Origin of the sequence: Frankia sp. ACN1ag (genome assembly GCF_001414035.1) — a bacterium.
GTDB classification, from domain to species: Bacteria; Actinomycetota; Actinomycetes; order Frankiales; family Frankiaceae; genus Frankia; species Frankia torreyi.
The window spans coordinates 99,374-106,639 of record NZ_LJPA01000030.1 but is presented as its reverse complement, the minus strand read 5'-3'; the positions used below and the strand labels follow the sequence as shown (position 1 = coordinate 106,639).

At 71.9% G+C, this 7,266-nt stretch carries 7 protein-coding genes and 1 pseudogene; 3 read left to right on the top strand and 5 right to left on the bottom strand.

Going from position 1 to position 7,266, the window contains the following annotated elements:
* Both UK82_RS23530 and UK82_RS23525 read right to left on the bottom strand, forming a co-directional pair.
* Window positions 1-252, bottom strand: a 252-nt coding sequence (locus UK82_RS23530) for a DUF4277 domain-containing protein (RefSeq protein ID WP_152989899.1), incomplete at its 3' end; no start/stop codon positions are given.
* A gap of 107 nt (window positions 253-359) precedes the next feature.
* On the bottom strand, window positions 360-884 hold the full coding sequence (locus UK82_RS23525) for a hypothetical protein (RefSeq protein ID WP_396230625.1): 525 nt from the start codon (window positions 882-884) through the stop codon (window positions 360-362).
* 163 nt (window positions 885-1,047) lie between these two features.
* Between UK82_RS23525 and UK82_RS23520 the strand changes: the two genes are divergently transcribed.
* The gene (locus UK82_RS23520; protein ID WP_044885533.1) at window positions 1,048-1,311 is read left to right on the top strand and encodes a DUF2277 domain-containing protein; all 264 of its coding nucleotides are present in this window, start codon (window positions 1,048-1,050) and stop codon (window positions 1,309-1,311) included.
* Between the two features lie 60 nt (window positions 1,312-1,371).
* Here UK82_RS23520 and UK82_RS23515 read toward each other — a convergent pair whose 3' ends face one another.
* Window positions 1,372-1,554, bottom strand: a complete 183-nt coding sequence (locus UK82_RS23515; protein WP_041939414.1) for a hypothetical protein — start codon at window positions 1,552-1,554, stop codon at window positions 1,372-1,374.
* A gap of 221 nt (window positions 1,555-1,775) precedes the next feature.
* Here UK82_RS23515 and UK82_RS23510 point away from each other — a divergent pair, with 221 nt between their 5' ends.
* On the top strand, window positions 1,776-2,993 hold the full coding sequence (locus UK82_RS23510; protein WP_044885583.1) for an EAL domain-containing protein: 1,218 nt from the start codon (window positions 1,776-1,778) through the stop codon (window positions 2,991-2,993).
* On the opposite strand, the pseudogene UK82_RS39750 reads toward UK82_RS23510, so the two are convergent.
* Both UK82_RS39750 and UK82_RS39745 read right to left on the bottom strand, forming a co-directional pair.
* Window positions 2,921-3,691, bottom strand: a pseudogene (locus UK82_RS39750) (MMPL family transporter); the annotation flags it as partial. The gene UK82_RS23510 and the pseudogene UK82_RS39750 overlap by 73 nt on opposite strands.
* Window position 3,692: 1 nt before the next feature.
* Window positions 3,693-5,293: MMPL family transporter (locus tag UK82_RS39745; protein ID WP_255354344.1), on the bottom strand; the 1,601-nt coding region annotated here is incomplete at its 3' end.
* A 537-nt stretch (window positions 5,294-5,830) separates the two neighbouring features.
* On the opposite strand from UK82_RS39745, the gene UK82_RS23500 reads away from it, so the two are divergent.
* Window positions 5,831-7,054, top strand: a complete 1,224-nt coding sequence (locus UK82_RS23500) for a cytochrome P450 (protein ID WP_044885536.1) — start codon at window positions 5,831-5,833, stop codon at window positions 7,052-7,054.
* The last annotated feature ends 212 nt before the right edge of the window (window positions 7,055-7,266 follow it).

Below are 7,266 nucleotides of genomic sequence, written 5' to 3'. Positions count from 1 at the left end.
GTCGAAGACCTCCTCGACCGCCCAGGCCGCCGCCCAGTCGGCGACCCGGACCATCGCGGTCGGGCAGGTCAACCGGTTGGCGATGAGGACCTCGATGACCTGGCCGTGGGTCAGCCGGGCGTCCTCGCGGACCGGGCAGAGTCGGTCGACGACGCTGGCCACCCCAAGCCGGCGCAGGAAGTCCCGCACGACCGGCAGCGCGCCGAGCATCTTCTCCACGCTCGGAGGTCCATAACCCGCCACGACCGTCACAGGCGGGAACCGTGCCAGGCCCACCACTCCACCCCGCGGCAAACCCGACACGGAACAACCAAAAGATCACGGAACTGTCACATCGCACGAACGTGCGAAGGACAGGGCTAGCGGCGCTCGAAGACCCAGGCGGCGGCCACGGCGGCACCGACCACGACGCCGACGAGCAGGATGCCGCCGAGCACGAAGAAGCCGACCGCCTTGATCAGGGCGATGACGATGGGCAGGGCGGCGGCGAGCACGAAGAAGCCGCGGGTGCGCACCGGGGTGTTCACGACCGCGTACAGCTTGCGGGGGCCGCTGACGCGGGAGACATTGAGCTCGTCGGACACCGACGGCATGAGCCGGATCGTCGTCCAGGTCAGCGCCACGAAGGCGAGCGTCAGCGCGAGGGCGTAGAGGAACCCGACGGCGCGGCCAAAGGCGTCGAACGACGCCCCGGCGGCGATCACCGTGATCACCAGCGGGATATACCACGAGGTGGTGCGGTCCTGGCGCGCCTGGCCGGCCAGCCGGCGCGCCTGGGCGAACCGTTCGCCGCGCCGGCCCGCCCCCCGGTTGCCACCCGACGACTCGCCGTAATACCCGTCCGCCATGAGCGCTCGGCTCCCCTCCACGGTGAGTACCGCCATGCCCCGCATCTTGCATGGGCACGACACTGCACCCCTCCTTATTTTCCCCCAATCCAGCCGCCCGGGGTATGTGATTTTCGGGGAAGACCACGACCCGATGGCCCGGAGCCACGACCCGATGGCCCGGAGGTGGCTGTGGGCGTCCGGTCGTTACCGTTGCGGTATGTGTCGCAACATCACCGAGCTGCGGGGACTCGAGCCGCCGGCGACCGCCGACGAGGTGCAGGCCGCCGCCCGCCAGTTCGTCCGGAAGATCAGCGGCCTGCGCCGGCCGCCGACCACGGCGGACGCCGCCTTCGAGGCCGCCGTCGCCGAGGTCGCCGCCTCGGTGCAGCGGCTGCTCGACGCGCTTCCGGCCCGCCGTCAACCGCCTTCGACGGTGCCACCGCTGCGGCGGCCGGAAGTACGCGCCAGGGCCGACAGCTAGCCACCTGCCGACGGCCGGCCACACCCGCCGACGGCAAGCCACCTGCCGACGGCTGGGCCGCTACCGGCGCTGGGTCTCGGCCCGCGAACGGCGGCGACGGCTGCCGGAGTCGACGAGCCGGTCCGGCGCCTTGCCGGCGAGCGCGTCGGCGCGATCGGTGGCGACACTGTCGGCGATCAGTTCCCGCGTCCGGTCCTGCTCCTGGTCGTCAAGTCCGTGCAACAAGCTGTCGAACATGCTCACGTGGTCACTCCACCTGGTTGGTTCCGCGGCGTTGCTGCCCTCGCTCTGGGCCCTTCCCGCTCCCGCGTGCATAAAGCACCGAATTTGCTCCGATCTGATGCAGACCACAGACAAGCCCCTGACCTGCACGTTTGTCCGGCTCGCGGAGGCAGGGCGGCGGTTGGCGCGCGTGTGCGCGGACGCGTCCGCGGGCACAGACACCTCGCGGGGAGGTGATGCGGATGACGGTGCGCGCGGCCACGCTGCTCGGGCCGACGGCCGAGGTCCCCACGCCCTCGCCGGCGGTGGTGGAGCTGCTCGGCGTGCTACGCCGGCATCTCGACATGGACGCGGCGTGGCTCGGCCGGATCGAGGGCGACGTGCTCGTCGTCCAGGTCCTCAACGGCGACGGCGGATCCTTCCACATCACCCAGGGGTCCACCGTGCGGCGACAGACCGGCCTGTATGCCGAGGTCCTCAGCGGCCGGCTGCCGGCGCTCATCCCCGACACCCTCGCCGACCCCCGCACCGCCAACTCGCCCGTCGCGCGCGAGCTGGACATCCGCTCCTATGCCGCCGTGCCGGTCATGGACGGCGATGACGCGCTCTACGGTCTGCTGGGCTGCATCGCCCACCGGCCCCACCACGAGCTGCGCGAGCGGGACGCCCGCTTCCTGCAGATGCTCGCCGAGATCCTGCGCGACTCCGTGACCGACCTGCAGCGGATGTGGCAGGCGCGCAGCCAGGTGTGGCTGGACGTCAGCCGCCTGATCGACCAGGGCGGCCCGGCGCTCGCGTTCCAGCCGGTGTTCGACCTGGAACAGGCCCGGATCATCGGAGTGGAGGCATTGTCCCGGTTTCCGGACGCCTCCCGCAGCACGACGCAGTGGTTCGCGGCGGCCGGCGCGGTCGGGCTGACCGTCGAGCTGGAGCTCGCCGCGGTGCGCCGCGCGCTGGGCGCGCTCCCCCAGATCCCCGCGCGCATCGGCCTCGCCGTCAACGTCTGCGCGACCACCCTGTCCGCCGGCCTGGTGGAAATGGTCACTGGGACCGACGCGGAGCGCCTCCTGGTGGAGATCACCGAGCACGAGCGGATCGCCGACGCCCCCGAGGTCACCCGCGCCCTGGACCGGCTGCGCCGACTCGGGGTCCGTCTCGCCGCCGACGACGTCGGCGCCGGCTACGCCGGGCTGGAGCAGCTCGTCCGGCTCCGCCCGGAGATCATCAAGATGGACTGCAGCCTGACCCAGGGCATCGACGTCGATCCGGCGCGCCGCGCGGTCGCGACGGGGCTGGTGCACGTCGCCGAGGAGATCGGCGGCGCCGTGATCGCCGAGGGCATCGAGACGACCGGCGAGCTGCGCACCACCCGCGAGACCGGGATCCGCTACGGGCAGGGCTTCCTGCTCGGCTCCCCCACCCCCGTGCTGCGCGACGCCTGCGTCGCGGCCGGCGGGTGAGCCGGCCGGTGCGCACCCCGGACACCGCGCACGGGTGTGCGGGGCCGGGGGAACGGCGGTAGGCCGCCGCCCGGGGCGGTCGATCCACCGCCCGCGGCCGTGCCCCGATCGGGGTGGCCGGCGCCGGCCGCGATGTACAGGCGGACCAGGCCGGTGCGCTTGGTCGACATCGGCGCGCCGAGCGGCAGCAGCCGGCGGCGCGAGCCGCGGCGCGGCGCGGCGGGCGGCGCGGGCCGCGGCGGGTCGCCGCGGCGATGGTCCAGCCCGACCAGGTGGATGAGCGCGGGCAGCAGCACCAGCCGCAGCACGAGCGCGTCGAGGATCACCCCGACGGACAGTCCGATACCGAGCAGCTTCATCATCCGCACCTGCTGCGTCGTGAGCGCCACGAACACCGCGACCATGATCATGCTGATCGTGATGACGACACCGCCGACGTCCGCGTGCCGGCTGCTGATCGCCGCCTGGGGATCCGGGGCATCGGCGGAGCCGCGCAGCCGGCTCAGCAGCGTCAGGTGCATCCCGATCGACAGCCCGAACACGATGATGAGGATGAGGCCGAGGATGAATGGCTCGATCGGGCCGGTGCGCACGCCGAGCCCGGAGGCCAGCCATCCGTTGCAGAAGACCGAGGTGATGACGCCCAGGGTCGCCGCGAGGGCGAGCATGCTGGCCGCCGTGATCGCCAGGCTGTGGCGNACCGAACGCAGGCCGAGCAGGACCGCGACCCCGAGCACGCCCAGCTCCAGGATCAGGAAGGCGGGCAGGACCCGGGCGAAGCGGTCCGACATGTCCTCGAAGATCGCCGTCTGGCCGCCGATGTACACCTCCAGGGAGGTGCCCGCGATCGCCGCCGGCACGGTGGAGTCGCGCAGCCGGTGGACGAGGTCGCTGGCCGCCGCCGAGCGGGGCGGGTCGTTCGGGAACACCTGGATCAGGGCGCTCGCCGCCTGGGCGTTCTGCAGGACGACGAAGGCCCGCTTCACCCCGCGGGTGCCCTCGAGGGCCGTCAGCAGGTGGGGCACGGCGGTCGGCTGGTCGGCGGACACCCCCGTGGCCATGACGATGAGCTGCCCGTTGAGGCCGGGGAAGTACTCGTCGCTGACCAGGTCGTAGGCGCGCCGGCTCGTCGTCGACGTCGGGTCGACGCCGTTGTCGGTGCCGCCGAGGCGCAAGCCCACCACCGGCAGCGCCAGGATGGTGAGCAGCACGACCGCCGCCCCGGCCAGCACCTGGGGGTGGCGCCCGACGGTCCTCGCCCACCAGGACCGCAGGCCCGGCCGCACCGGCAGGCCGGTTCCGGTGACGCTCAGGTGGGTCCGCTCGGCCCAGACCAGCAGGCCACGCCCGGAGATCGACAGCATCGCGGGCAGCAGCGTGGCGACGACGAGGATGCTCACGGCGGCGGCGGTGAACCCGGCCAGGGCGAGGCCGTCGAACACGCTGAGGCGCAGCGCGCTGGTGCCGAGCATGACCACGGCGAGCCCGAGGCTGCCCGCGAGGGTCGCCCGGCCGGAATGGCGCATCGCCGCGCGCACCGCGTCGTCGGGGCCGCGTCCCCGCCGCAGGTCGGTCTGGCAGCGGTGGACGACGACGAGGGCGGAGCCGAGGCTCAGCCCGAAGCCGAGCACCAGCGCCAGCAGCGGTGCGAGCTGCATGACGTTGGCCCGGCGGGACAGCAGGGTGACGCCGTCCAGCGCCGCCGCGGTCGCCGCCCCCGCGGTGACGGCGCACACGGCGACGGCGGCCGGCGAGCGCACCGCCAGGCAGAGGATGAGCAGCGCCACGCCGATGCCGAGCGCGATCGGCCAGGGTGAGATCGTCCCCTGCACGACGACGGTGGTGGCGGGCCCGGTGACCTCGACCTGCAGGTCGGGCCCGTCGTAGTCGCGGGCGGTGGCGATCAGCCGGCGCATCACGGGGAGGTCGGGCGTGGTCGGCGCGTCCTTCATGAGCACGGAGACGATCGCCGTATGCCCGTCCGCGCTCAGGGGGCTGCCGCCGAGCGGCACGGCGCCGAGCGGGCTGTAGGGGTCGAACACACCGGTGACGCCGGGGAGCTTGCCGAGCTGCGCGATCATCGTGGCGACCCGCGCCCGCACCTCGGGCGCCTGCACGTCACCCGCCCGGGCCCGCACGACGATCATCTCCAGATCCGGCAGTTTCCGGTCGGGCATGATGTCGGCCACCAGGTCCATCGCCTGCTGCGATTCGGCGCCGGTGACGCCGAGATCCTGGCTGAACCGGGCGCCCTTCTCCTGGGCGACGTTCGTCGCGGCGATCAGCGCTGTCAGCCACACCGCGACGACCAGCCATCGGTACCGCTGGCACCAGCGGACCAGTAGCGTCACGGCACACTCCTCGGCAGGGACCGGTAATGGCCCATTTGGGTCTAATGTCGGATTCGTATGCGGGGCCAATCTGGCCCACGGACATGCACGGCGTCAACGTGAACCGGATCTGGACCGGCCAGATGGGCACTCCGGTGGGGTGCCGGCAACGTGTCCGGGGGATCACAACACGTCCGGGGAAACCGGTCACGAGGCGGCCGTGGCGACAGCATCCGCGGTAGCGGTGGCGGACGGTGGTGGCGCACGGCGGCGACGGCGGCGGGGCCCTGATGGCGGCGGATCCTAACGCCCGACAATCCGGCGCCGCGACGGGTGACCTTCTCCTGCCAGCAGCAGGATGTGTGCAGAACATGTTGGCGACAAGCTGTCCCGGCGTCGCTTCGCACCCGTTTTTTCGACCGTCTTCACTACGTGCGACCAATCGACATGCAACGATCGGCCCGCTGCTCCCCCCCTGCCCTGGCAGCGAAAGGAAGTCCACTCCCCATGTCGGTTACCGACGTCGTGCAGAACGACCAGGAAATCCCCTCGTTTCCCTTTGACGACACGTTCTCGCCGCATTCCTCGGGACGCCTGGCGGAATATGCGCGGGAAGCTCCCGCGATCCGTGTGCGGTTCGGTCCGGGCCAGCTCCCCATCTGGCTGATCGTCCGCTATGCGCCGGCCCGGGCGATGCTTGCCGACTCCCGTTTCTCCCGCACCAGGACGCTGGACTTCTCCCCGCCCCTGACCGCGGGCCAGATGCCCGATCCGAACTCCATGCTCTGGCTCGACCCGCCGGAGCACACCCGGATCCGGCGCATGGTCAACGCCGGTTTCGCGCACCGGCGGATCGAGCGGATGCGGCCCTGGATCGCGGCGACGGCCCGGGCCCGGATCGACGCGATGACGGCCCAGGAGGCGCCGGGTGACATCCGCACGCTCGCCTTCCATCTGCCGATCGAGGTGATCTGCCAGCTTCTCGGCGTCCCCGATCTCGACCGGGACAACGTCCGGACCTGGAGCGAGTCGCTGTTCCGGTTCCATCTCGACCCGAAGGGCGCCGCAGTCGGGCTCTCCGCGCTGTACAGGTACATGGGTGAGCTGGTGCGTGCGCGTAAGGCCACCGCCGGCAATGCCGACAGCCCGGAGGGTCTGCTCGATGTTCTCATCGCCGCTGCCGACAACGACGGCACACTCACCGAGACCGAGCTGCACTCGCTCGCCATGACACTGCTCATCGGCGGATTCGAGACCACCGGCGGCGTCATTTCGAACGTCATCACGACGCTGCTCACCCAGCGGTCGCACTGGGAGGCCCTCGTCACCGACCCGAGCGGCATGCCGAACGCCATCGAGGAGCTCCTGCGCTACCACCCGCTGTCGATGACCTTCCCCCGGGTGGCGACCGAGGACATCGATCTGGGCGGCTTCGTCGTCCGCGCCGGAGAGGTGGTCGTGGTCCCGCTGGCGGCGATGAGCCGTGACCCCGCGGTGTTCACCGACCCCGACCGCCTCGATCTCACCCGGGAGCCGGTGCCGAACCTGACCTTCGGCGCCGGGGTGCACCACTGCATCGGCGCGCACCTGGCCCGGGTCGAGCTGACCGAGGTGCTCACCGCGCTGATCGAGAAGGTCCCCGGGCTGCGGCTCGCGGTGGCGCCCACCGAGCTGCGCTACGAGCTCAAGGCACCGATCGGCCGACCGGAGACCCTGCCCGTCGTCTGGTGACGGCGCCGTTCGCGCCGCCGGAGCCGAGGCACCACCAAGGGACGTCACCCACCGGCCCCGGCGGCGTGCACCCGCCCCGCCGCCCCGCCCGGCAGCCCGGCAGCCCGGCAGCCCGGCAGTCATCGTTGGATTCTCCAACCCACTGCGGCTAGGCTCCCCCTCGACCACGTTAGTTGGATTTTCGAACTCACGGTGCGAGAGATGAGCGAACA